Source organism: Calothrix rhizosoleniae SC01, assembly GCF_900185595.1.
GTDB classification, from domain to species: domain Bacteria; phylum Cyanobacteriota; class Cyanobacteriia; order Cyanobacteriales; family Nostocaceae; genus Calothrix_A; species Calothrix_A rhizosoleniae.
Window position 1 is genome coordinate 1 of the sequence record NZ_FYBH01000185.1, and the last position, 23,833, is coordinate 23,833.

Below are 23,833 nucleotides of genomic sequence, written 5' to 3' on the forward strand. Positions count from 1 at the left end.
AGCTTTCTAAGACAAAGCTATTGTCATTATCCCCAAATCTCTCATCAACAAAATTGAACCCCAGACTAACAGCCAATCCTTTCAGCGACCCTTGTTGAATTTCGTAGGTTGTCCACAAATTAAAATTATGTTCGGGAACACCAAATAAGCGATTACCTTCAATCGAGGTATTGTCCTCGGTAATATCAGCATCAGTATAGGCATAGTTAGCAACTATATTCCAACCTGGTAATATTTTACCAATCAAATCCAGTTCAATTCCACGACTGCGTTGTTCACCAACCGCAACAACAAAAGTCTCTCCAGCATCATTGCTAGGATCGCCAGTGGAGACGTTTTTCTTGGTAATATCAAAAAATGCCAAGTTTGCCACTAGTCCACCCTTTAACAGTTCAGCCCTAATACCAATTTCAAACTGCTCACCACGCTCAGGTTCTAAAATATCCCCAGACCTTGTTTCACCAGAGTTGGGTGCAAAGGAAGTGCTGTAACTAGTGTATAAGGAGAGTTCTTTAGTCGGCTGATACAAAAATCCTATCCTAGGACTAAAAGCATCATCATTTTGACTGGAACTAGTATTATTCTCTAAATCGTCGTCTTCTTGGTCGACGGTATCATAACGAATACCTGCTAAGATATGGAAATTATTCCCTACTTTTATCTGATCTTGGAGATATATTCCTAGGGAATCAGTTCGAAGTTCACGAGTTTTCGGGGGATTGTCGTCAAAACTATCTGGTCGCGACACTAGCCCATATACAGGATTGAAGATGTTAAAAACAGGTTGGGGTGAAAAATCAATACGACGGAAAGTCGCGGCATCCCGTCGGACAAGATCCACACCAGCCAGGAGTGTATGTTTGAGTGAGCCAGTGGAGAATTTGCCCACAACGTTGGTTTGCAGTTCAAGGTTTTTTGCAGTTTGACGATTCTGAAGATAAAGACGATTGATGTCACCAGTGGTTTCGTTAAAGAAAGCAGCTGAAATTGGTCCTATATTAGCGATAAAGTCTGAGTCTAAGTCATAAAAACTAAAATTGTTGCGTACTTTCCAATCATCACTAAAACGGTGCTCGAACTTGTAACCAACTCGTAGGGATTCATTCCTAGCATCATCATCTGGTTCTCCTGTAATCCGATCAAAGGGTATATCTGCTACCCGATCTCCAATGGCAGGAATACCAGCAAAATCTGCTGGACGCTTATCATCGTTATATTCTAGATTGAAGGTAATATCAGTGCGATCACTAATTTTCCAGCTAACAGTAGGTGCAATAAAGAATTTTTCGATGGGGACATCAAAATTACGAATAGATTCTTCTCGACGATATACTGTATTCAGACGGTAAAGTAGGCGTTTGTCCTCAGTTAATGGGCCAGAAATATCAATCTTAGGTTCTATTAACTCTCGATTTCCAACCCGAAAATTGAGATTGTAGTATGGTTCAGATAAAGGTTGTTTATTGACTAAGTTAATTACACCTCCCGGTTCCAAGGCACCATATAAAATAGCTGCTGGACCTTTTAATACCTCGACACGCTCAACATTGGATAAGTCGGCAAATCCAATATTTCCATTCGCACCATCAGTTAATCTAATTCCGTCCCGTAGGACTGATGAAGAAGAAAATCCTCGGATAATAAATCTTTGTCCCCTTGGATCTTGGGAATTAGAAACAACACCACTGGCATTGCGTACAACATCATCTAGTTCAAGTGCCTGTTGCTCGTCGATTATTTTTCTAGGAATCACCTGAATTGATTGGGGAGTGTCACGCAAGGGAGTATCTGTCCTAGTCCCTGTAGTCGCATTGGGTACGGTGTAACTATCTTGCTCCCCAGTAACTACTAATTCAATTGGTTCATCATCTTTTGCTGGTGGTTTGGACTGATTTTCATCACTAGTTGGTGGCTGCTCTGGTTCTGGTGTTTGAGAAGATTCCTCTGTCTCTTCCGTGGGTTGTTGGGGTGGTTGCGCTGTTAATGGAACTGGTATCAGGGTAAAAATCAAACCTTGACTATTATCAAATAATTCTACTGTCGGTGCTCCAGATTTTCCTGTTACTTTCAAGCGAATATTCTTCTCATCAACCTGAGTTACACTAATAGCAGTAATATCCTCAGTGGGATTTTCAACTTTAAAATCTTCACCATCAGGTAAAGTCAATACCGCATTCGGGATATCAGCAATTAAACTATTACCTTCATTTTTACCCACAGGCTGCAAATTATTTGCATTTGCAGTCTCTAGGATCACCTCAATACCCTTATCTGTAGAATTTATTTTGATGCCGGTAATCTTGGCAATTGATGTGTTGTCGTTCTGAGCAAGTAAATCTGCTGCCCTGTTAGAAACAATTTGTTTATCGCCTGCTTGGGGTATTTCTTTGCCCAGTACTTTACTTGATTGAATACCTGTTAATGAAAATATACTTACAAATATTAAATAATTAAGTAACGTAAATGATTTCATTCTGTTCTCGCACTGAAGTTTAAGCTTTAATGGCTTGAAAATAGCTATTGTCAATTAGCTTAAGTTTAGATGCAATTACTTCTCAATAGATTTTGCGCCCCAAACGCATTTATACTATTTCACTCTATGGATGTTTTGTAAGAGTTAGGGATTTCCAATTAGAATAATTAATTACTTTGGTGAACAAGGGGAGAGAGAAGAAATTGAATTTGGGTGTTCCTGAAGCGATCACTATATGTCAGTTGTGTAATTAAAATCCAAAATAGAATCCATCTTCTCCATATAAATGATGGAAAATTGATGGTATTTTATATTCATGGCATCATCAAGTTCTCAGGATAAAGTAAAGAATATTGACGATTGTGATATAATTATAAGAATTATTCTCAAATATTTTTAGTAGGTCAATCAAGCGGATACTAGGAACTTATCAGCAAGAAACAGTCGCCCCAGGTCAATTAGTAACAGCTATGATTCGTAATAACTTATATTTAATCGCTAATACATTGTCTTTATTAGAACAATCGTTATAAGTAGATTCACAGAATATTTGTTGGGAGAAAGGATAATTGCATAGCACCTGTGAATTACTGCTTGGGGAGAGAGTCCTTAATAATCTGTGTGAAGCGGGACTAAGTTTCATATCAATTTATTTATTCACTATTGCTGATACAAAACAGATTGTCAGTCTTGTTGGTGATCGACACTGGATTATTCAGTTTCTTGGAGCTCCTTGCCGAAAATATTATTTGCTGACCTGATGTATTGCACCACATGCACTCATGGGAAAATTATCGTCTGTGACCCTTATTATTCCCTATGGTGGGCAGTGCCTAGCTTATCATTATTGAGGAAATGCAAGATATAAATTACCTGAGATATCTACGGAATTTAGTTTAAGTTCATATTCCAGTTCACCAATGCCATTAAATTACTCATTACCTATATGAACTATCCTTCTAATCATTCCCATCAGAAATTACCTCAGCGAATCAGCGATAGCGCAAGCGCTGACAAGTCAGTTCGCACTACTTTAACAATTGCTCTAATTTCCTTAAGCTTAATTTTAGCCTTGGGTTTATCTTTAACATTAGGCTCGGTATCCTTAAGTCCATCGGAACTATGGCAGGCGTTATGGCATGAGGGAGAGAAAACGAACCAGATAATTGTTTGGGAACTACGTTTTCCTCGTGTATTAGCTGCTCTGACGGTGGGCTCGGCGTTAGGAACCTCTGGTGCATTATTACAAGGAATGTTACGCAATCCTCTAGCTACTCCGTTTTTGTTAGGTATTTCCGCAGGAGCAGGTTTAGTAGTTATTTGCTTAATTACTTTGAATGTCTTTTTGTATCTAATACCTCTTGCTTCTTGGCTAGGTGCAATACTTACTACTCTTCTAGTATATTTTCTGGCAAGGACTGGTAATGGAATTGGTGTAGAAAGGCTAATTTTAGGAGGTGTAGCAGTTTCCTCTCTATTTGGAGCAATTCAAACTACTCTATTACTACTTTCAGAAGATGGTCGAATTCAACAAGCCTTAAATTGGCTGGTAGGTAGTCTCAACGGAAGAGGATGGTCTGAATTAACTATATCGGCTCCATATATTTTGGTATCATTGGTGATTGCTTGCTTATTATCCAAATCTCTCAATGTTTTAAACTTAGGGGATGAGTTAGCAGTAGGCTTGGGAATACCTTTAGGGCGATCGCGTTTATTAATTGGTGGTACAGCTACTTTGCTAGCAGCTAGTGCAGTTAGTATTGCTGGTTTAATTGGTTTTGTTGGTCTGCTTGTACCCCACGCAATCCGGTTTTTATTAGATAGCAATGATTATCGCTTATTGATTCCTCTTTCAGCAGTGGGGGGTGGTTTAGTACTATCCATAGCAGATTTACTTTCTCGTTTGGGTACGGTAGAGTTACCTGTAGGAGCAGTGACTGCTTTGCTCGGTTCTCCTTTATTTGTTTGGTTACTCTATCGCCGTTCAGTATAAATACAAAGTGCACCAAGAAATTGTGAATTAAATTAATTATGCCCTTAGCGAGTCAAAATCTTAGTGGTGGTTATGAGCGCCAACTAATAGTAAAACAGGTAAATCTTAATCTGCAAACGGGAGAATGGTTAAGTTTACTAGGGGCTAATGGTTCCGGAAAATCAACCTTTCTCAAGCTACTGTGCCGTATTCTCAAACCCTTCCAAGGTAAAGTATTATTAGACGGTAAAGCCATACATAGTTTACCACCCCCAGTAGTTGCTCGAAAAATAGCTATTTTACCCCAACAACAAATAGTCCCTGCTGGCATAACGGTAGAACAATTAGTCAGTTTAGGTAGAACGCCCCATCAACCTTGGTATCAGTGGGATTTGAGTGCTGAAGATAAGGAACAGGTTGCTATAGCTATACAAGAAACTCAACTAGAGTCATTTCGCCATCGTCCTGTCGAGCAATTATCAGGAGGAGAGAGACAAAGGGCATTTCTAGCTTTAGCTTTAGCACAAAATCCTCAAGTTTTACTCTTAGATGAACCAACAACTTATCTTGATATTAACTATCAACTCCAACTGCTAGAACTGTTAAAAAATCTTAACAAACAAGGATTGACAATTATTACCGTACTCCATGAAATCAATTTAGCTGTGAGATATAGCCACAGACTTGCACTACTAAAAAGTGGACAACTCTACATAATAGGAGATGTTCCTACCGTTTTGACACCAGAAAACTTAGCTCAAGTGTTTGGAGTGGAAGTAGCTGTCATCGATACTCCTGTAGGATTGCAAATATGTCCAATTAGTTGTTAATTGTTGCTTGTTGGTTGTTAGTTGTTGCTTGTTGCTTGTTGCTTGTTAGTTAAACTATGAAAAAGAATATTTGGCAATTTTTTTGTTTGATTTTAGTAATCTGCTTTTCCGTTATTGCTTGTAGTCAGACTAGTAACGATAGTAAACAGAATTCTATTTCTGAAGCAAATACAGAACAAGCTACTGTGACGAAAGCTGAAAGAGTTGTTGCTCTTACTTCCCTGACAGCAGATATTACTTATCAATTAGATAGTACCAAATTAGTTGGAATTGCAGGTAGCAGGCTACTTAAGCAAGATAAAAGATTTACCAATCTACCCACCGTTAGCGAAGGACGCACACAAGCGAATTTAGAAAAAATCGTTGCTCTCAAACCCGATTTAGTTATTGGTGCAAAAGGATTTAGCGATCGCGTTCTCACTAAAGTAGAAGAATTGGGGATCAAAACCATTACTACCAGTTTAAATAGCTGGGAAGATCTAGAACAAGTAACTAAAACCGTAGCAGATGCGATCGCTGCTAATCCTCAACCATTGCTGGCTAGTTATCAAAGTTATATTCCTGATAATTTCAAATCAGATGCTTCCACCTTAGTTTTAGTTAGCCGTCAACCAATTCTAGCTCCGAATAAAAAGAGTTGGGCAGGAGATTTGCTAGCTAAATTTCAAGCGAAAAACCTCGCAGCCGATTTACAAGGAAGTTCGCCTTTTGGTGGTTATGTAACTTTATCTGCGGAAAAAGTCTTGCAAGCCAACCCAGAAATTATTTTACTAGTAGATCCTGGACAACAGGGTATTGAGGAACAGCTAAAAGTAGAATCTTTTTGGAAGGAGTTACAAGCCACTCAAAGCAATAGAGTTTATGTATTTGACTATTATGGATTAGTTAATCCTGGTAGCTTAGCAAAAATAAAAGAAGCCTGTCAAAAATTGGAGCAAATTTTTAGTAGCTAAATACATTGCTAATGAGGATGAGAGTTTTTTCCCCAAAAAAGTTAAATGAATGTTGTGAAATTAATGTGACAGACGTTATTTGCTAACATTAGTTAAAATCTCTGGCTGAAAAATTGGAGATCAAGCCTTAAGAGCCTGATTGCAGCTATTTTATCCGAACCGACAAGATAAGTAGTTAAACATAATTAATTACACAATGTAATTGCGAGTGTAACGGAGTGAAACGAAGCAGTCGCAAGGGTTAGGATTATTTCGCGTAGTTTGTAATAATGGTAAATATTTTTGTTTGATTACTTATAGGTAAACTGTTTTTGTTATCAATAGACAACAAAAACAGTTGATATTATATTGACCAGAATAACCATTCTCAACCAGTTTTTCTGATGGTTTGGATTTGAAATATCTTGGGATTAAGACCACATTCTTGACGAGATGCTGTAGCAAAGCGACTACGGCTTAACCCACACTTGCAGCAACTTGTTCAATTGATAACTCTGAAGTCATTAACAGATGTTTTGCTTTTAGCATTCGGCATTTGCGCAAATAGCGAAACGGCGTGGTATTGTATAGTCGCAAAAAACCTTGGTTAATTTTAAAACGATTTAGCAAAACTGATCGCGCCAAAAGTTCAATAGAAGGAGGATTTTGCAAATTGGTTCGTAAAATTTCTTCTGCTTGATGAATAGCGATCGCATCTTCTGATTGGAGTAAGGGTAATTCGTGACAGTTCCGTTGTGATCTTAATAAAGAATAAAAATGTAAATCTACTAGTTGCAAGGCTTTCCATTCTAAGTATCTACGTCTATTTGAACCACCATAAGGACAACTGAGAATTTGCTCAATGACCTCGCGCACTATGAGTGTAATTGGATTACGTATAGCAGATTCAAGTCTTGCAGATTGGGTATACAGTGGGGCAGGTATAATCTGCTCGAAGTATAGTTCCCCAGATGGTATGGTGCAATTGATAATATGCTCTAGTGTAGCCGTAGAAGTGACATATCTGCCTACCTGGTAGTGATGGATTGATTGTATAATTTCCTGTAATAGCTGCTGTAATGGAGGTGATAAGCATTCAATAAATTGATTGCAGTATCTACAAAAGCTAGGTGCTTTAAAAAAAACCTCTACCTTAAAAATGCGCTGTTGAGCTGCAATAACATTAAAGTACCTCACTCGAGAATGGGGAAAAAAGAAGCTATATCCGGCATCTCTTCCAGCTAGCTGAAATTCAAACTCAACACAGTTACCACCATCAATACTATCAGTTAGTAAATTGTGATTGGGGGTATAGTCGATAATTTGCAGCACCAAATCTTCTCGTAAGTGAATTTTTTGAATGTATCCTTGACCAAATTGAGAAGGACAAACACGAATCTGATCGGATATATCTGAGTGAAGTAAACGGGTATCGCTTATTTCCCCTGGTATGAAATAGTCATGCCATTGATTTGTAACCAGGTGCCTTCTCATGCCTTGTCAATAAAAAATTTATATGATTAATGGAAATTATTATTATTAATATCATAGGTCTGGTGTGAATTAAAAACATCTCTTCATCCTATAAAGGTTTTGAGACTTGTCTAAAATCATGTTTTGGGACTTATCAAGCCAATTTACGATGATTTCAGCAATTAATTCACATTAAGCGTATCACATACATAATTCATAGGGTAAGTGTAAACACTTAGCGAGTGAATAAAATTATACTCTTGACTCTTGACTGGTTAAATTCTCATCATGATCTGGCAAAATAACCTCCACATCCCGCAATAAAGGGAAAGCATAACCACTTAATGCAATCAATAATCCAAAAATAGACAATGAGCCAATCATTAATGCCATACCAGACCCAGTTCCAGTACCGAAAATATCACCAAATATAGGGACTAAACTACCACCAGTCCTCATAGCTGGTTCAAAAAAATTATCAGCAACTGGTCCTGCTACAGCAGCAGCCAATACCCTAGGTATTTGAGTAATAATAAAACGAGCAGAAAATACCCTACCTTGAATATCTGGTGGGACTTTGGATAGCCAAATAGCTTGATTACAACTGCTCACAAATGGGGATACAAAACCACTTAGAGCACCAGCAAATATTCTTAAACCCCATTCCCATGCTAGAGATATCATCAATAAACCAAATTTCCAGATAGCTTTACCAGCCAATAAACCATGTATCCTGCGCTTGGGGCCACCCCAAATACTAATTGTTAAACCTCCAAGTAAACCTCCAAGACCAAAAATTGCCATCAATGTGCCAAACAAAGTTGAATTATTCCCAATACGGGCTAAAACCATTGCTCCAAGTATGGAGAAATTTATCCCATCAATAAAATTTGTAACTACCCAAAAGACAAGTAATGCTATTAATGGAGGATATCTCAATAAATAACGAAAACCAAAAGTGAGTTTTTGCAAATTAGAACTAATACTTTTATGATTAACTTCGCTGTTTTGAGGTTGGGGAATGGTGACAAAAGTTAGTGTGGAAATTGCAATGATAAAAGTAATAATATCTATTGATAAGATACCAGATAAACCAGTAAACCTATAAATTGCCCCAGCCAAAGCCGGAGCGATAATATAAGAACCAGACATCTGAAGATTATTAAGAGCAGTAGCTCGGACATAATGCTGTTTGGGTATAATTAAGGATAGGGAGGCGGAATAAGCTAAAGCCTGCAAGTAACCAAATAATCCATTCACAGCAGCACTTAAATACAAGTGCCATATTTGCAGATTATTGGTAGTAAACAGTAATAAAATGGCAATGGTAGAAAGTCCAGCTACAAAATCACCCAAAATCATCAACTGTTTGCGATTGATGCGGTCAACTAATATCCCAGAAAACAAAGCAGTAATTATTTTGGGAGCTTGGCTGAAGAATAGAATTAGGGACAAAGGAGTTGCTTGTTCAGTGACTTCCCAAGCCCAAATAGTCAAGGCAAAGTTAGTCATTTCTGAACCCAGTAGGGAAGCAAATTGACCAATCCAAATGATAAGGAAACTACGCATTTTTAATTATGGTTTGTGATTACTGGCATTGTTAGATAAAAGAAATTGTCGCAGTTGTTGAATAATTAAGGAAGTGCCAATTGGTCCATTTAAACCATTCCAACGGTAGTAGGTAGCAAAGTAAACACGACCTTCTTGACTTGCAGTTAAAGATTGTGCGATCGCATTTTCTGACCAAGCTTTTTTTGCTGTTTGTAATTGATGATTTTCAATTCGCTGATTGATTTTTCTCTTAACTTTTCTATTTTGAGAAGATTGCTGTTCATCTTCCGTGTTCAATTTATATCCCAGTACAATAATTATGTCAGCCTGGTCTAGTTGTGGTAGAGTTTCGATGGAAATGGGAATTGATGGTTTAGTAGTTTTTCTATCAGGTAAAAAAACTAATTCAAAGCCAATTCCTTGCAAAACTTCACCCAAATAACTATCAGGATTAATAATCAAAATATTCTTTTGTAATTGGTCTGTTCCCAATACAAGTAATTTGGGATAATTTGCAATTATAGGAGCTAAATCAATCCGCGCAGAATTGATTCGCTGGTTGTAATTTTCAATGGCTTGTTTAGCTTTTTCTTCTCTCCCAAGTGACTTGGCAATTTGTCTAATATGTTGTTGCCATTTTCCCTTGATGGTGCGATTTTTCCAAAATAGAGTTGGAGCTATCTGCGAAAACAGAGAATAGTCTTTATTCCCAGATTCTCCGATAATTAAATCAGGTTTGAGTTGCACTAATTTTTCAAAGGATGGCTGATTTGCCCTACCAAGATTGATCGGTTTACTAGTTACTCTAGTTCCTAAATAAGGAATTTGTTGAGCAGGATTGTTGTATCTATCGCCACGATATAAGGTAATCGGAGCAGCATATCCCACAGGTTGAACACCTAATGACAATAATAAATCTAAGGTATGAGCACTGAGGGCAACTACTTTTTGAGGTTGACCGCAAACTTTAGTCTCACCAACATCATGCTTAACTTTTCGGCAATTTGCTAGTGAGGAAGGAGTAGTAGTTGTATTTTTATCGAATTGATCCTTACTGATGGTATTACAACCAGCAATTACCAAAGCAGTTAAAATACTTAATCCTATAAATTGTACTACTCTTTGCCCCAAAATCAACATTTTTTTTTACATTCCCCTAGCTTAAAACTTGATTGACACTGAACCAATTACTGTAAAACCTTGACCGGGATAAATTTCACTAGTCCTACTATTCTCAGTTCCTTGAATATAATCAACATCAAATAAGTTTCTGAAATTTAGAGCAGCTCGAAAATCATCTCGTTCGTAGGAAATCGCTGCATTAGTTAAAAAGTAACTATCTACCTTAAAGCTATTAGCTAAATCCCCAAATCTTTCCCCAACGAAATTGAAACCAATGCCAAATCCCAAACCTTGCAAAGAACCACTCTGGATTTTGTAATTAGTCCAAAGGTTAGCACTATGTCTAGGGACGTTAAACAGTCGGTTACCTTCTAAATCACTAGTATCCTCAGTTGTTTCAGCATCCAAGTAAGCATAGTTAGCAACTACGTTCCAACCAGGGGCAATTTTACCGATAATATCTAACTCTATCCCTTGGCTGCGTTGCTTGCCAACGGCAATAGAAAAATTAGTGTTATCAGGATCTGGAGCAGCTACATTGTCCTTAACTATATTGAAAACAGCCAAATTTGTCGTCAATTTACCTTGCAATAATTCGGCTCGGACTCCTAATTCAAATTGTTTTCCTCTTGTTGGTTCAAGGGTATCCCCACTAACAGTTGTTGCAGTATTGGGGACAAAGGATTGACTATAACTACCATAAAGGGAAATTTCTTTACTAGGTTGATAAACTACACCGATACGTGGGCTGAAAGCATCATCATTTTGGGTAGTTTCAGAACCAGTTGGATTAAACAATGAAGGTCTATTGGTAGTTTTTTGCTCCACTGTATCGTAACGAATCCCAGCCATTAGTTTTAAGTTGGGAAGTAAGGTAACTTGATCTTGGAGGTAAACACCTAGCCTATCTAACTTAGTGTCACCATCGAAAAAGATTGGTTCATCATCTGGATTAGGTCGAGAAACAGCTCCGTAAACTGGATTAAAAATATCAAATGGAGTCACTCCCCTAAGATTACCTCTACCAAGATTATTTAGCTGCTCCCTCCGTTTGAGATCTACACCAACTAAGAGTTTATGTTTAATCGATCCAGTAGTAAAGTCTCCAACTAGATTTGTCTGTAACTCATAGGTACTACTTGGTTGGTCAAGAAAAATAAAACTACGAAAGAGAGTACCAGTTCCCTCATTAAAGCTAGCATTAAAGGTAGAGCTAAATGCTGTGTCATACTTGATAAAGTTAAAAGCGTTACGCAACTTCCAATTGTCACTAAAACGATGCTCTAACTTATAACCAGTTCTGAGATAGTCAGTTTTATTAATATCATCTGGCTCTCCCAGTATTCTATCAAAGGGAATATCAGCCACCCGATCACCAATGGCAACTAAACCAAAATCTGCTGGTCGTTCCTCATCCAAGTATTCTAAATTAAAAGTAATATCGGTGCGATCGCTAATTTTCCAAGTAATGGTTGGTGCAACAAACACACGTTCAGTCTCAGTCTCAAAATCCCGGAAACTTTCTTCACCACGGTACAGTGCATTCAACCGATAGAGCAAACGACCATCTTTGGTGAGGGGACCAGATATATCCAGGTTCGGCTCAAAAAAGCTACGATTCCCAACCTTAGTTCCAAATTCATAGAAAGGTTCTGATAGAGGTTTTTTGGTCACCAGGTTGATTACACCACCAGGTTCAGTCGCACCAAAAAGGACAGAAGCTGGTCCTTTAAGAACTTCTACGCGCTCAATGTTTGCCAACTCTGGAAAGCCAGAATTGCCACTACCCGCAAATGTACCGCTAAAACCATCTCGTAATAGAGACGAGTTATCAAAACCTCGAACTTGAAATCTTTGACCTCTGGGATCGCCACTATTTTGCTGAACTCCACTCACATTGCGTAGAACATCAGTAAGGTTAGTTACCTGTTGTTCTTCTATTATCTTTTTGGGAATTACCTGAATTGATTGGGGAATGTCACGCAAGAGAGTATTTGTCCTTGTCCCAGTAGTTGCATTGGGCACGGTGTAACCATCTTGTTCCCCAGTAACTACTAACTCAATTGGTTCATCATCTTGTGCTGGTGGTTTGGACTGAGTCTCATCAGTAGTTGGCGCTTGCTCTGGTGCTTCAGAAGAGTCTTGTGTCTTCTCTGTCGGTTTTTGTGGTGGTTGTGCAGTTAATGGAACTGGTATCAGTGTAAAAATCAAACCTTGCTTATTATCAAATAACTCGACCTTGGGTATTCCAGATGTCCCCGTTACTGTCAAGCGGATATTATTATCATCAACCTGAGTCACACTGACAGCAGTAATTCCTTCCACCGGATTTTCAGCCTGAAAATTCTCACCATCTGGTAAAGCCAATACTGCATTCGAGATATCGGCAATTAAACTATTACCTTCATTTTTTCCCACAGGCTGCAAATTATTGGCATTTGCAGTCTCTAGAATCACCTCAAGACCTTTATCTGTAGAATTTATTTTAACGCCGGTAATTTTGACAATTGATGTGTTATTATCTTGAGCAAGTAAATCTAATGCTCGATTAGAAACAATTTGTTTATCCCCTTTATCAGGTTCATTCTTACCCAGAGCCTGATTAGGTTGAATCCCAACTAAGGAAACGATACTTACTAAAATCAGATAATTAAGTAACGTAAATGATTTCATTATGCCCCTACACCAAAACTTTAAGCTCACTGACTTGAAAATAATTATTGTCAATTAGCTTAAGTTAAGTAAAATTATTTCTCAATAGATTTTGCGCCCCAAACGCATTTTTTTTAATGACTTTTTTGAGCTACCACAATTCTCATCTGGGACTTTTCTCCCCATCTGCTCCCCCAATTTTCTACTTATTCATAACCAAATACTTAAACAAATCATCCAGAACCAGATTTGCTGCGATGTAGCCCAAGCCATACCAATAGGCATCTACTTCATATACCTGATTAGTTTTAACCACATTGAGTTTAGACCAGAGTGGATTATTCTTAATTTTATTGACAGCATTTCTAATATCTACAGCAATTTTACTCTGACTGCGTGGTTTTAAAACAAACAGAGCATCCGCATCAATCTCGTTGAGTAATTCTGGCGAAATTTGAATACCTTTTTCTTTGGCTTGATTCCTGGGGCGTGATAACTCTGCTGCTTCTAAAATACTGCCAGAAAAAGTATCTTTACCAAAAGCCCAAATTCGTTTTGGATAAAAATATACTACAGAAATTCCTTTGGGTTTCTGCTCATTAGATAATTGTGCCTTTAACTTCTGTAACTTGGCTTCATAGTCTTGGAGAAGCTTCTTCTCTTCTGCTTGTTTTCCTAATACATCAGCACACAAAGAGGTTAATTTTTGCCATTGAGCCTCGCTATCAATATCGAAGACAACAGTTGGTGCAATTTTTGATAACATTTCATATGTATCAGGTTTAGTAGCCATCTTACTGGTTAAGATTAAGTCGGGTTTCAGCGCTAGAATCTTTTCTACATTAGGTCTCCTTGGGTGACCAATATCTATAATTTGGGATGGATCTAACTGTAAATGTAGTAAGTTGTTGATAATGATTCCAGAAGCCCCAACTGGCTGAATACCCAGGGATATGATAGCTTCGGCTGTGAAAAGATCTAATACCACTATTTTGGTTGGATTAACTGGAACCTTTGTTTCTCCTAGGGCGTGTTGTACTGGCTTTAGAACCTTAGATGCGGAAGTTTCTGATTTATTATTGGTTTGAGCTATGTTTTTCCCACAAGCAGAAACTACTAAGTTTGTAGCCACCATGAATAAAATAAATCGGCGTTGACGGTTGAGGGAGCGATTATCACTCCAAATACTTGAAGTCTGAATAAACTGGATAAACCTTTGCCAAAACCGAAAAATATAATTCTGGGTAGCCATGATGATTAGATAATAATTGATAACTGCTTTAAATATTCAATCGTGAGAGCCGGAAAACTCCCTATAATATCATGTCCGGTTAAATACTTATCATTAGGACTGCAAGGGGGCAGGGGGAAGGGGGCAGGGAGCAGGGAGCAGGGAGCAGGGGGAGAAAGAGTTTTGATGATTTTTGCATGGATGGCAATATCATAAGTAATCATCCGAACTTGATATAACTGATTAATTTTTTCTCAGTTGAGTCACACGATATTGTTTTACAGGTTGCAAAGGTTGCTCTTTCCCAGAATTAACAGCACTCATTACACTACCGCAGACCTCTACTCTTGCCTGATAACTACCTTTTACGTTACCATCGGGGGAGTTGAATTCAATACAAACTTCGGCCCAATCCGCATCCTCGTTAGTTGTATCCTGAGCCAGTACTTGACCAGATTTTTGATAATTGAGCCAGTCCCAACCCTCTTGGACCCAAATTTCCCGCTCAACTATTTGTTCAAACTTTGTCAATCCCGACCAACCTCGATAAAACTGATGCAACTGCTGAACTGCACTATTGCGATGTATTAAGGTATCTAAAATTTCTGGTTCAAGATGTCCCCAAAATTGCCCTGTCGGTAAGTCTAAGCAGGTAGGAGCAAACTGATGACCACCAAAATGGGAACAGCGCCAAACTCTCAATTCTCCACTAGATTGTGATGCATATTCATGACGCAATTTTTCATAAATCGGAAAACCAAACCTTGCACAAGACACATCAACATTACCGTGAGTGCAAATCATTAATTCACGACTATGATTATCAGCCTGTTTATATGATGCAAATTGATTGATTTGCTCTGGATGCTTTAAAAGGGTTATAGCTAATTGAGCTAATTGGCTTTCTGGAACCAGAAATTCCTGCTTTTCAAACTCAGCAAAAGATTCTTCCGGACGACGGTAATGTATGACACGGGTATATCCCGATACCGAATATTCTTTGTCCGGTGCGATCGCCATTGGCATGACTTGAATATTCTGTGTGTGTAGTTCTTTTAACAAGACAAGAACCTGTTTGATCGCTGAATTACTTAATAAGTTCTCTTCTGTCCAAGGCAAAGGTATCTCTATAATGAGGTAGATATCATTAGTCTGTGCTGTTCCAATAGGATCTTCGCCATTATTTTTGGAAACAACCGAGCAAAAATGACAATCACCTAAAACTTGCTGAGTGGTCATAGTCCATTACTCGTATGAAATTATTGGTATAAAAGTTAATTATCATTAGTTTAAGACTCTTACATCATTATATAACTCACCCACAAATGCAATCAATTATCAATTATTTTATATTGAATGTGGGAGTTTCTGAAGCAATTTTGCGCCCGAAACGCATTTTTTTATCGCTTTTTCAACTAACCTGATTCCATGCTTGAATTTGAAACGTCTTGGGATTAAGACCAAATTGTCGTCGAAATGCTGTAGCAAAACGGCTACGGCTATTATATCCAACACTTGAAGCTACTTTTTCCACTGATGATTCTGAAGTCATTAACAAATGCCTAGCCTTTGCCAAACGACAGTTTCTTAAATAGCCAAATGGCGTAGTGGAATAAACCTGATGGAAACCCTGATTAAGTTTCAAACGATTTAATCCTACCCAACGGGTTAAATTTTCAATGGAAGGAGGATTTTGTAGGTGAGTTCGCAAAATTTCTTCTGCTTGGTAAATAGCAACTAAATCATCTGCCTTGAGTTCCTGCGATCGCGGTTTTACCAGGGCATCTAAACGTAAAGCTACCAGTTCCAATGCTTTACATTCTAAATATCTACGTCGATTGCAAGCACTATAGGGACAATTGAGAATTTGCTCAATGACCTGATTCATTGCCGGTGTAATCGGACTACGGGTAGCACCTGCAATGGATACAAGCTTTGTGTAAGATGAAGTAGATAAAATTTGTTCAAAGTATAATTGCTTGAATAGCTTGGTATCATGCAATACATTTACAATGTTTGCAATAGTATTACATTTATCGTATTTACCTATATGATGCTGATAAATATGATGTATTATATCTTCTGATACTTGCTGTAATGGCGGAGACAAACGCTCTATAAATTTGTGGAAATAAGTGGAGAAGCTAGGTGGTTTAAAAACAACTTCCACCTTGAAAAACCGTCTTCGATCTGACTTGATAGCAAAGCCTCTTAACCCAAAGTCGGGTGCGAAGAAAGTGTATCCAGATTCCCTTCCAGATAGCTGAAATTCAAATTCAAGATGATTGCAAGTTCCAGGAGCATCAATGATTAATTCGTGATCAAGGGTATAATCAATAATAATTAGCATTAAATCTTCCCTTAAGGGAATTTCTTGAGTATATCCTTCACCAAATTGAGGTGGGCATAAACGAATGCAGTCAGAAGCATGTGAGTGAAATAAGCGGGTATCGTTTGTTTGTCCGGGTAAAAGCCAATCATTCCATTCTTTTAGAACTAGATACTTTGTCATACTTCATCAGTTGCAAAAAATTAACGGATTTTTGTAAAATTCTTAATGAGAAAAATTAATATTATTATCACACGAATATTAATTGGGAATATGAAGGGAGTATTACCTAGGGCTGGCTGTTCGCGGAGCGTGCCGTTAGGCATAAAAGTCTGATGGGGAGCGATTGCTAATTTGGTCAAGGATGAAAGATAATTTTTTGTTAAGTCTTATTGTTTAAATTATAATTTAAATTAATAATACTTACAGAAAAAAGTGTACTTGACAAAATTATTTTTTAGACCATATCTTATAATTTCTCAATAAGAGTAAAGTGGGCATTGCCCACCCTACTATACATCTGTATAAAAAGATAAACGTTTAACACCAAGAGTTTGCCCTCGTGATTTGTTACCTGCGGGAAATGCCGTGAATTCAAATTCATAAATTCCCTCAGACAAAGGATTACTAAAAGTTCTTAAACCAATCGTGATAGTTTTACCTGGTAATATTGGTGGTTCAAATACTATTGAGATTGTTTTTGTTTTGCTATTTCTGTTAACATTGGCAATTTTTATTTTTTGTCCTTTTCTGCGACTTGTCCCTTCAAAAGCTCTAGTTTTTTGGAGATTAAAATCAATCACTTCAAACCCTTCACGCTGCTTAATATTGACCTGTTGCATTGGTGTCTGAGCATTTTCCGGCACAATAATAAGTAGGTAGGCGTAAAAAATTATCGTTTGGATAAGACAGGGGGCAGGGGGCAGGGAGCAGGGGGAAAAAGGGTTTTAGCCTTATTTACTTTTCTCCACATAGTTTGGTTTTATTGTGCCGACTTACTTAGTCGAATAATAGGTAGTACTAGGGACACTAACTAAATTTGAGGTAGCACCTAAGTAAGTTAAACGTGGTGGCTGTATGAAATATGCAGTAGTTACAGAAGTATTTGTTGATGTATTCGGTTTTGGTTGTGTTGTATTTTCTGGAGAAGGTGATGGCACATCTACCATTGAAGGAGTTACTACGGGCTGAGTTACTGTAGTTGCAATTTCATCTGTTTTACCTTTATTTTCTAAATTAAAACTGAATTTGCCTACTAAAGAAGAAGATTCCCATGGTGTCTGTTTACCTTTAGTTGTTTGCAGAACATCCCGACGTACTCGCTTAAACATCTGTTCTACATCTAATCGAGGAGTTTTAATATGGCGCAATATAGCAGAGGTATAAGGACTATTATTTCCTTTCCCATCAAAGGCAACTTTTCCTGGTGCTGTAGAATAAGCAATTAATACACCTTGTACTGTTTGTGCTGGTGGTGCTAAACCCCGACTACTGGAACGCCAACTGCGGGTAAAAGGATTATTACGACAAGCATCTAAAATCACGATATTTGCTTTATTACGGGCATCCTCAATCGCACCAAGCAACTTTCCTACTGGATATGCTTCATAACGGACATTTTGTCCGCGTTCGAGTGTTGCTTCAACCGGAACTAAATAATTTTCCCCTTCAACTTGCACCCCATGTCCAGCAAAATAGAATAATCCGACTCCCCCCTGACGCAATTGGCGATTAAAGTTCTCAATTGCTTGTTCCATTTGCTGTAAACTTAAATCTGTCAGGATAGTCACATCAAATCCTAATTCACGTAAATTTTTAGCTATATCTTGCGCATCATTAATAGGGTTTTTCAGCATACCTGCAATTTTATAATCAGCATTCCCAATAATTAATGCAGTTCGCTTTTCAAGCTTAACTGGAGAATTATTCTGGGCAATAATATTTTTTATTCTATTTGTTTTATATCTGTCTAAACTGATTATTTTATGTTTTGTAGTAGATGTACTTTTGTGAGTAGGCAAAACAAATATAAAAGGTAATAATAAAGATGTGATTACTAAGTATTTTATCGTGGATAAAAAAGACATTATGTACTCCTAAGTATTTAATTTATGATTAATAATCATCCTATTATAAATAATATGAAATCTGGATAATATGAAATCTGGATGATTAGTTACCGCAAAAATCTCACTCTCTTCACCTTTCCTTTATAGGTAGAAGGGTGTCCATCGGATGAGGTGAGGTGACGACAATATGGTAAATCCCGGAATAAATTTGGTATAAAATCATATTTGTAAAATAAAATTGATCTGAATGCTTAAATATCAGGGAAGGGAATTCTGGTATTTTCCTTCTTCTTTTTCTTGGGATTGGAAGAGTTCCCAGAAGTATTATTTGGTGTAGTAGGATTAACCTCTGGGCTTATAGGCTCTAGTGGACTAGGTATTGGTTTTGGTTTTACTTTAATGTTAATTTCTCTAAATTGAGTATCCCGTTTACCAAATTTATCAACTACCTCTAACGTATATTTATCACTTTCATAAATTGGAAATGACTTTTTGCCAACTAATGGATAATTACTTCCTAAACCTCTAATATTAACTGTAATATCTCGACTATTTCCACTTATGCTCCAAGCCAAATTAATAGTTTCTCCCTTTTCAACTTCTATATTTGGTTCCTGACTCCCATTAAGTGTAAATTGTCTAATATTAAATTGTTGAGGTAATACTTCCACTGCATTTTCAGCTTCTTTAGAATTTTTTCTATCACTGTTATCAGAGAAAACAGTCATCTTGTAAGTAATCGTGCCTACTTGTGATACTGTGATCGGGATATTTTTACATTCTAAAGCTTGCTCATTGGGAACACGTTTACACCTATCTTGACCTAGCAAATAGTTGTTATTAAATGTTTTTGGATTTACTGCTGTCCCATCTTCCATTTTACCGGATATTACGACTTTTTCCATTAAGTTAGGGTCTTTTATCTTCCAACTAAATAATATCTTGTCACCCTTAGTATATTTTTTCTTATTCTCGCTAAAATATAACACTTCTGCGATTGGTTTTTCTTTAACTGTTACTTCTAATTCTTTTGATATTTCTTTATTTCTTCTCCTAGAAAATGGCAATCCACCTTGATGATAAAAAGCACGTAATTCAAATGAATATTTTCCAATATTACCTTTTTGACCCATAGAATAATCTTGACATATTAAAATATTGCGTTTTGTATTACATGATGATAACTTTTCCCTAAAATTACCTTCAAAATGATTCTCTGGATTGGATTTATTAGGTGTTTTAATAATTAATTTTAGGTCTTTTAATTGATTAAATTGAGAAATTTCCCAATTCAATCTAATTTCCCTATCTTGCATGATTGAACTTTTTGCAGTAAAAGTCTTAATTTCTAAAGGTTCAGGATTTAACAATCGCCAAATAATAAATGCAGTCAATCCAAATACTCCTACAGCTAATAAAAGTAGTAATAAAAACTGCCATATCGGGCGAGATTTCCATAATAAAATTGCTTGGGATTCTTTATTTAATAAAGGGTAGCTTTTTTTATCTTCAAGCTCAACCTGGAAATTAATCATTCTACCAGAACCAAGCCAGGTTCTTCGCCACCAACCTCTAGGCTTGACTTTTAAAGTAATTTCCGCTTTTCTGGTAGGTAATAATTGTATTTCTGTCGGATCAAAAAAATATTCACAAATTTCCTCTTCATCACGGGTTTTAGCATCAAATATCAGGTCTCGAATAACATTACCTTGATTGATTATTGATAATAAATATTCACCAGGACGATAGCTGACTTGTCCTAAAATAGTTGCTAATTCTATATCTAAACGATAATTAGCAGGAATTTGGGTGTAAACTAAATCTAATAAAACTAAATTTGGATAATTGTCAGAATATAGGCGAATTGCAGGATTATAGTTCCCTTCAAGAGCATCTATTGGTGGATGTAGCTGTAATAAAATAGTCGCCTGAGATTTATTATTTAGTTCTAATGCATTAACTTCCATTAACCCTGAACTTTCCAATCCCGTTTTTGGGTAAGTTATGGTGAACCAATCTTCATCTAAATCTGGACAAGTCAAACGAAACCTGTCTACACGGTCAGAATTATTATTAATTTTTACTTCTAATTGTAAAGGTTCACCTGGTTTAAAAATCAGTGGTTTGTTGGGATTTGTACTGGGTTTAATAAAAAAAGTCGGGTCCTTTAAACCAACTTTGGTTTGTTCTTTAAATAAAATCTTCAGTTGTGAAGGGCAATTTATGGGAGTATGCTGGGGATAATGTTCAGGTGCATCTATAACTAAAGTGTAGTCATAAGTTGCAGGAGAAGCATTAACAGGAATGGGAAATTCAAAAGTTATTTCATTACTACTTTGATTGGGACTAAGGCTAATACTCTCCCGTGGTGAGTTAGACCAACCGATCAAATTTTTTAATTCTTCATCTAAATTCAAAAAAACATGAATTATAGCATCTGAGTCTCCTTGGTTTGTAACTACAACATGCAATTGAATTGTCTCTCCTGGGATGCCAAATTGAATTCCAGGAGGATTTATAATTATATCTAACGGATTTTCATTAGCCGAATACATATATTAACTCCTTGCTATTTTATTTTATTTGGATTCTATTCTAATGTGACGTAATTTTGACTTGCTTATCTTCTCCTCCAATTAGAACGATTAACTTCCCTTTCTTTGTTTCTAGATCAATACTGTAAATAGCATCATCACTTTGATAAATTTTTTTACCCTTCTCTGTTTCGTCACGCTTATATTCATCGTTTAGCTGCCAAACCATCACTCTCCCATCGTTAGCACCGCTTACTAACAAACGCCCATTTTTACTAAATGCTAAAGTATTCACACCACCTAATTTTGAAGCTTTCCAACGACTAATAATGGCGCAATTTAAATCATTAATTTGCTGTTTCTGTTCGGGATTAATAGTTAAAGTTTCCACGCATTCTGCTAAATCCCAGATAGTAATGTATCCAGCAGAATCAGCAGTAGCTAAAATTTTGGTGGATGAGTCAAAAGCTGCTAAGTCTGAGATATAATCTTCTTCACCACCACTTGTGCTTTCTATTTTTAAATTTTGTATTGATATATTTTTAAATCTTTTATTTAGCTGATTTGGATTCCAAGGCAATATAATAAAAGAAGAATAGTTACCAGCGACAACTAAAAAACCTTGATTGTTTGAGGTAGGTATAAACTTTAACGCTTTAATCTCAAATTTAGTTAATTTTGTGTCTTGCTTTAGTCTTTCTCTAATATCAAGAACACTTATCTGTTCTAGTGCAAGCTTGTTCCCAATTTCTATTGACCAAAATCTAACTTTACCACTACCATGACCGCTAAATAAATGATTTGAATCAGGGGTGAATTCTAAATCAAATATTGAATCACTAGTATCTCTTACAGGACTTACTAATTCACCATCTTTGACATTTCTAAGTTCAATTATTCCTTTATCTAAGCCAACTGCAACTATATCGTTCTCCTTGGGAATAAAACGTATAACTTTTACACCAAGTTCTTGAAACATATTTGCTTGATTATTATCATCATCACCAGAAATAGCTAATAAACCTTCTCGCTTGTGAGTCATTCCACAAACAACAGGGTTTTTTCTGTATTTGATACTTTTATCTGGTTGTAATTTGCTACGGCGCACTTCCCAACGTCTTAAGGTACAATCATCAGAGCCACTGATTGCGATGGTTCCTATACCATTTAAATCAACCGAGTTGACACTCCCTGTATGCATTATTGGAGGCCTGAATAATGGTAATATTGCTGCGATTAGGGCAAGAATAGCTAATTGTAACCAAAAAGGTATTATTGGTAAAACTTTCAGTTCTATATTTTTTATAGGTGGTTCTGTGGTAACACCTAAACGTGGGTCGGATAATAATTCTGGTTTAGCTTCTAGTTGTAGTTTTTTTCTGATTCCTATCCAATGACGCTTGATTTTAATCTCTAAAATAATTTGATTGGTGTTTCCAACATCAGAAGTAGATATTTCAGGAATTTGCTGAAAACTACATTTATTAGCATCTTTACCCTGGAGTTGAATATTGATTTGCTGGCATAAATTACTAATATTTCTAAAGTGTAACTCAAAAGATGCTGTGTCAGATTTCCAGTTAGGTAACCACCGGCGTTGTATAGGAATTATCTGGTTTGGTTGGGGAATGTCAAATTCGATAAAACCAAATGGTAATATTTCAATATTACCTTCAACACTGCTCGAGTAATTATTACTACAAATTGCTTTTACAGTGAAAGGATAACTTTCAGCTACTGCTTTGGTTACTGATGGTGCTTGACATGAGAAACATACTTCTGTTTGACAACCTGCTTCTAACAACAATCGCTGTTGAACATTATCAATTAACCATCGCGAATCTATAATGAATGAAAGCTTTACTTCAGTTGATTGCTGACCCAAACTACGTAATTGTACTGGTATATTGACAATATTACTTGCATCCACACGAAACTGTTTAACTGGTAACTGCAAGTCTAATAAATTGCGTTGATTTTCACTTTCAATATTTAAACGCAGTTGCAAACGACGTTCTTGTCCTAACTCGGGGGAAAAAATCCTTACTGTCAGATTAGCAATACCTACAAATCCAATAATAGGTGTGTCAAAAATAATAACTTGAAAGTTAGTGGTACTACCACTAGGTTTAGCAGCAGCAACTTCTGGTTCTAACTTATACCATTTTTCTCCTTTGTTGCGGTTTCCTCCCGCAGCCTTAATTTCTATGTAAAAGGTAGCACGGCGATCGCTATCATTATTCACAGTGACATCAAATGAAACCGGAGAGGTTCCTAGTCGGAAGGTCAAGTTTTGAGTTGAAAGAATGGCATGAATATCATTATTTTCCATATTTAAATTCTTTAAATAATTAAACCTAATATTTGAATATTTTTTTAGCCACAATGAATAGGGATTTATTTACAAATATTGATTTTATACAAACTCATCTATCTATGTAACTATATATTTCTTGTTGAAATTTTATTGTTTTCATTGTTTGTAGGTGAAGGTTCAGGATTTAGATTCATCCCAATGAAAAAGCCTATGATAATAGCAATAATTATTGTAATAATTTGCCATCCTTTAATGGAATTATTTGATGTTTGTTTAGGAATTAATTTTATTTTTTGCTTGCTTTCTACTGGTGGCTCAATGATAGTATTTGGTGGTTGTGCAGGACTA

Annotated in this window: 16 protein-coding genes; 3 read left to right on the forward strand and 13 right to left on the reverse strand. The window is 36.7% G+C overall.

Features of this window, described 5'->3' with window-relative positions:
• Positions 1-2,473, reverse strand: a 2,473-nt coding sequence (locus CALSC_RS11295) for a TonB-dependent siderophore receptor (protein WP_143288226.1), incomplete at its 3' end; no start/stop codon positions are given.
• A gap of 946 nt (positions 2,474-3,419) precedes the next feature.
• Here CALSC_RS11295 and CALSC_RS11300 point away from each other — a divergent pair.
• From CALSC_RS11300 to CALSC_RS11310, 3 genes are read left to right on the forward strand one after another with little or no spacing between them, the layout of a single operon-like run.
• A complete protein-coding gene (locus CALSC_RS11300; RefSeq protein ID WP_088241450.1) occupies positions 3,420-4,466 on the forward strand; it encodes a FecCD family ABC transporter permease in 1,047 nt (348 codons plus the stop codon).
• A 38-nt stretch (positions 4,467-4,504) separates the two neighbouring features.
• Entirely contained in the window at positions 4,505-5,275 is a 771-nt protein-coding gene (locus CALSC_RS11305; protein WP_088241451.1) for an ABC transporter ATP-binding protein, read from the forward strand.
• 56 nt (positions 5,276-5,331) lie between these two features.
• The gene (locus CALSC_RS11310) at positions 5,332-6,228 is read left to right on the forward strand and encodes an ABC transporter substrate-binding protein (RefSeq protein ID WP_088241452.1); all 897 of its coding nucleotides are present in this window, start codon (positions 5,332-5,334) and stop codon (positions 6,226-6,228) included.
• Positions 6,229-6,684: 456 nt separating this feature from the next.
• Here CALSC_RS11310 and CALSC_RS11315 read toward each other — a convergent pair whose 3' ends face one another.
• The 12 genes from CALSC_RS11315 to CALSC_RS26425 all read right to left on the reverse strand — a co-directional run.
• A complete protein-coding gene (locus CALSC_RS11315) occupies positions 6,685-7,701 on the reverse strand; it encodes a helix-turn-helix transcriptional regulator (RefSeq protein ID WP_088241453.1) in 1,017 nt (338 codons plus the stop codon).
• Between the two features lie 231 nt (positions 7,702-7,932).
• Positions 7,933-9,249: an MFS transporter gene (locus tag CALSC_RS11320; RefSeq protein WP_088241454.1), complete on the reverse strand. Its 1,317-nt coding sequence runs from the start codon at positions 9,247-9,249 to the stop codon at positions 7,933-7,935.
• Between the two features lie 6 nt (positions 9,250-9,255).
• Positions 9,256-10,371, reverse strand: coding sequence for an ABC transporter substrate-binding protein (locus CALSC_RS11325; RefSeq protein WP_088241455.1), 1,116 nt, complete (start codon positions 10,369-10,371; stop codon positions 9,256-9,258).
• 21 nt (positions 10,372-10,392) lie between these two features.
• Positions 10,393-13,026, reverse strand: a complete 2,634-nt coding sequence (locus tag CALSC_RS11330) for a TonB-dependent receptor (RefSeq protein WP_088241456.1) — start codon at positions 13,024-13,026, stop codon at positions 10,393-10,395.
• Positions 13,027-13,207: 181 nt separating this feature from the next.
• Entirely contained in the window at positions 13,208-14,257 is a 1,050-nt protein-coding gene (locus CALSC_RS11335) for an ABC transporter substrate-binding protein (protein ID WP_088241457.1), read from the reverse strand.
• Between the two features lie 222 nt (positions 14,258-14,479).
• Positions 14,480-15,475 carry a sucrase ferredoxin gene (locus CALSC_RS11345; protein WP_088241459.1) on the reverse strand — a complete coding sequence of 332 codons (996 nt, stop codon included), beginning with the start codon at positions 15,473-15,475 and terminating at the stop codon, positions 14,480-14,482.
• A 172-nt stretch (positions 15,476-15,647) separates the two neighbouring features.
• Entirely contained in the window at positions 15,648-16,748 is a 1,101-nt protein-coding gene (locus CALSC_RS11350) for a helix-turn-helix transcriptional regulator (protein ID WP_088241460.1), read from the reverse strand.
• Positions 16,749-17,077: 329 nt separating this feature from the next.
• The gene (locus tag CALSC_RS11355; protein WP_327331344.1) at positions 17,078-17,491 is read right to left on the reverse strand and encodes a DUF2808 domain-containing protein; all 414 of its coding nucleotides are present in this window, start codon (positions 17,489-17,491) and stop codon (positions 17,078-17,080) included.
• A gap of 69 nt (positions 17,492-17,560) precedes the next feature.
• A complete protein-coding gene (locus CALSC_RS11360) occupies positions 17,561-18,652 on the reverse strand; it encodes a caspase family protein (RefSeq protein WP_088241462.1) in 1,092 nt (363 codons plus the stop codon).
• A 233-nt stretch (positions 18,653-18,885) separates the two neighbouring features.
• The gene (locus tag CALSC_RS11365; RefSeq protein ID WP_088241463.1) at positions 18,886-21,189 is read right to left on the reverse strand and encodes a COG1470 family protein; all 2,304 of its coding nucleotides are present in this window, start codon (positions 21,187-21,189) and stop codon (positions 18,886-18,888) included.
• Between the two features lie 40 nt (positions 21,190-21,229).
• Positions 21,230-23,500: a WD40 repeat domain-containing protein gene (locus CALSC_RS11370; protein WP_088241464.1), complete on the reverse strand. Its 2,271-nt coding sequence runs from the start codon at positions 23,498-23,500 to the stop codon at positions 21,230-21,232.
• A gap of 110 nt (positions 23,501-23,610) precedes the next feature.
• Positions 23,611-23,833: hypothetical protein (locus tag CALSC_RS26425; RefSeq protein WP_159460603.1), on the reverse strand; the 223-nt coding region annotated here is incomplete at its 5' end.

Bases quoted from the DNA above. Each gene is read 5' to 3' on its own strand.
- CALSC_RS11300 (WP_088241450.1), top strand. From the start codon at position 3,420: ATGAACTATCCTTCTAATCATTCCCATCAGAAATTACCTCAGCGAATC.
- CALSC_RS11305 (WP_088241451.1), top strand. From the start codon at position 4,505: ATGCCCTTAGCGAGTCAAAATCTTAGTGGTGGTTATGAGCGCCAACTA.
- CALSC_RS11310 (WP_088241452.1), top strand. From the start codon at position 5,332: ATGAAAAAGAATATTTGGCAATTTTTTTGTTTGATTTTAGTAATCTGC.
- CALSC_RS11315 (WP_088241453.1), bottom strand. From the start codon at position 7,701: ATGAGAAGGCACCTGGTTACAAATCAATGGCATGACTATTTCATACCA.
- CALSC_RS11320 (WP_088241454.1), bottom strand. From the start codon at position 9,249: ATGCGTAGTTTCCTTATCATTTGGATTGGTCAATTTGCTTCCCTACTG.
- CALSC_RS11325 (WP_088241455.1), bottom strand. From the start codon at position 10,371: ATGTTGATTTTGGGGCAAAGAGTAGTACAATTTATAGGATTAAGTATT.
- CALSC_RS11330 (WP_088241456.1), bottom strand. From the start codon at position 13,026: ATGAAATCATTTACGTTACTTAATTATCTGATTTTAGTAAGTATCGTT.
- CALSC_RS11335 (WP_088241457.1), bottom strand. From the start codon at position 14,257: ATGGCTACCCAGAATTATATTTTTCGGTTTTGGCAAAGGTTTATCCAG.
- CALSC_RS11345 (WP_088241459.1), bottom strand. From the start codon at position 15,475: ATGACCACTCAGCAAGTTTTAGGTGATTGTCATTTTTGCTCGGTTGTT.
- CALSC_RS11350 (WP_088241460.1), bottom strand. From the start codon at position 16,748: ATGACAAAGTATCTAGTTCTAAAAGAATGGAATGATTGGCTTTTACCC.
- CALSC_RS11360 (WP_088241462.1), bottom strand. From the start codon at position 18,652: ATGTCTTTTTTATCCACGATAAAATACTTAGTAATCACATCTTTATTA.
- CALSC_RS11365 (WP_088241463.1), bottom strand. From the start codon at position 21,189: ATGTATTCGGCTAATGAAAATCCGTTAGATATAATTATAAATCCTCCT.
- CALSC_RS11370 (WP_088241464.1), bottom strand. From the start codon at position 23,500: ATGGAAAATAATGATATTCATGCCATTCTTTCAACTCAAAACTTGACC.